The organism is Rhizobium sp. P1_E6, assembly GCF_056405875.1.
Window position 1 is genome coordinate 1 of record NZ_JBFUBG010000231.1, and the last position, 2226, is coordinate 2226.

Sequence of the window (2226 nt, forward strand, 5' to 3'; positions counted from 1 at the left end):
GGTGTGCTCGGCGTCTACAGAGGGTGCGTCGACCAATGGGATTTCAATGAACCCGAGCTGGTACTTCTTTGCACCGGCAATGGCCCGCTCCGCTCCTGCGCGGTCCCAGTTCATTGTCCACATGCTTGCGTGAATTCCAAAACCCTGCACGGTTCATCCCCTCTTTCTGCGTGAGGCCCTGTAGGCCGAAACGATGGTTCTGGCGGCCATGACCACGATCATCAGAACGCCCCAGAGCGCGGTTGCGAGATGTTGATTTGCCCCCATCAGGTTGAGACCCGATGACAGGAGTTGGAGCACGATGAGTGCAACGAAGACCGGCAGCACGCGGCCAAAACCGCCAAACGGATTGATCCCGCCCAGAAATGCAGCAAGCACCGTGATAAGTAGGTAAGATTCGCCGTGTCCGACGCGGACGGAATTGAAGCGGGCAAGCATGATCACCCCAGCAACGGCGCACATCAGCCCGGACAGCATGTAGACAAGGACCAGGATGCGACGGGTGTTCAAGCCGGAATAGCGAGCTGCCTCGATGTTGGAGCCGATCATCAGCAAGCCGAAACCGAGCTTGAAGCGCGTCAGCAAGAGCTGCCATAGACCAACACAAACGATGAAGATCATCAGCGGGATCGGGAAGCCGAATATCTGTCCGTGCCCGATCGGAGCGATGAAGCTCGGAAAACCGGAAACGTCCCCGCCTCGTGTGAGAAACTCCCCCAGGCCGCGCAGGAAGATCATCATCGACAGCGTCACAAGGATCGGATGGGCACGCGTATAGGCGATCGCCGCACCGGTCATCAGTCCCGCGGCGCCACCGGTGGCAAGCGCAGCCAAGATGCCAAGAAGAAAGGCGAACGGAGGCGCATCCACTCCGCCGTATGATTGCATCACCCACGCAGCGGCAAGACCCGACAGATTGGCGGTGAATGTAACCGAGAGATTGATGCCGCCAGTCAAAAGCGGAAGCAGCATCGCCAGCGTAAGGAGGCCCAATTCCGGAAGCTGGAATGCGACGGAGCCGAACGTTGCAGCGGAGATGAAGTTGTTTGCTGCAAGACCGAAGATGATCATTACGGCCAGGAAGGCGATGGCCGGACCCATCATATCAGCGCCGAAGGTGGCATTGAACCTTTGAGCCATGGCTTTCATTGGTGTGTGCTCCCTCTGCTGGTGCCGCCCTTGGCAAGGAACGGCAGGAGCTTGTCGATCCGTGCGGAAGACAGCGTGATGGCGATGAGGATGATCGCACCGACGATCATCTTGAATGCGAATGGCGAGACACCCATGAGGTTAAGGCCGTTCTGAGTGATCGAAACCATCAGCACACCCAGGACACATCCGATGACGGACCCTTTCCCGCCACCCAGCCGGGCCCCACCGAGAACTGTGGCGGCCAGGACATCGAGTTCACGACCATAGAGAGCGTTGGGAACGACTTCTTCGGCGTAGTGGGCCTGCATCAGTCCGGCGATACCCGCCATGAGGCCCAGCCAGCCGAACGAGATGTAATGCATGGCTCCGATGTTGATACCGAAGCGGCGTGCACCCTCGGGATTGTCGCCGAATGCGTAGAGCTGACGTCCAATGGTCGTGCGGGAAATCATGAACCAGGTTGCCACGCAGCAGAGGATCATGACGACGACTGGCAGAGTAAGCTCCACCCACGAGCCATCGGCCATCTCGTGCTCGTAGAAGACAACCCGTGTGGTCAGCCACTCAGGCAAGTCGTAGATCGACACGCCCTTGGTGAAGAACATCAGGAGCCCGAAGAAGATGTTGAACGTGGAGATCGTCGCGACGATTGAGATGATGTGAAGCCGATAGACCAGAGCTGCGTTGATCAGACCAAGGCCGATCCCAACGGCTCCAGCGATGATGAAACCTTCGGCCCAGTTTCCGCCGCCCAATGCACCCAGTGCGAGCGCGGTCACGTATTGGACCACCGACGCGGCAACGGCGAAGGAAATGTCGATCCCGCCTGAAATCAGGACTACGAGAAGTCCGACGGCGAAGATGATGTTGACGGCCGAGACGTTCAGCACGTCGAATGCATTCGAAACCGTAAGAAACCGGTCAGTTCCAAAGGACAGTCCGACGCATAGCACGATCATGACCGCCAGAAGCGTGGATTCTGTTGTGTGTCCAAGGATCAATCTACGCATAGACGGCGGCCTCCAGTTCGGCGAGCGACACGCTTCGGGGGTCGTAGGTCGCGTGGATTTTGCC

The 2226-nt window shown here is 58.4% G+C and carries 2 protein-coding genes and 1 pseudogene; all 3 read right to left on the reverse strand.

Features of this window, described 5'->3' with window-relative positions; genetic code table 11:
* Window positions 1-150: pseudogene (locus AC1D35_RS35660) on the reverse strand (sugar phosphate isomerase/epimerase); the annotation flags it as partial.
* Between the two features lie 3 nt (window positions 151-153).
* The gene (locus tag AC1D35_RS35665; protein WP_113311812.1) at window positions 154-1149 is read right to left on the reverse strand and encodes an ABC transporter permease; all 996 of its coding nucleotides are present in this window, start codon (window positions 1147-1149) and stop codon (window positions 154-156) included.
* Entirely contained in the window at window positions 1146-2162 is a 1017-nt protein-coding gene (locus AC1D35_RS35670) for an ABC transporter permease (RefSeq protein WP_113298871.1), read from the reverse strand. The genes AC1D35_RS35665 and AC1D35_RS35670 overlap by 4 nt, the downstream gene beginning before the upstream one ends.
* Window positions 2163-2226 lie beyond the last annotated feature (64 nt).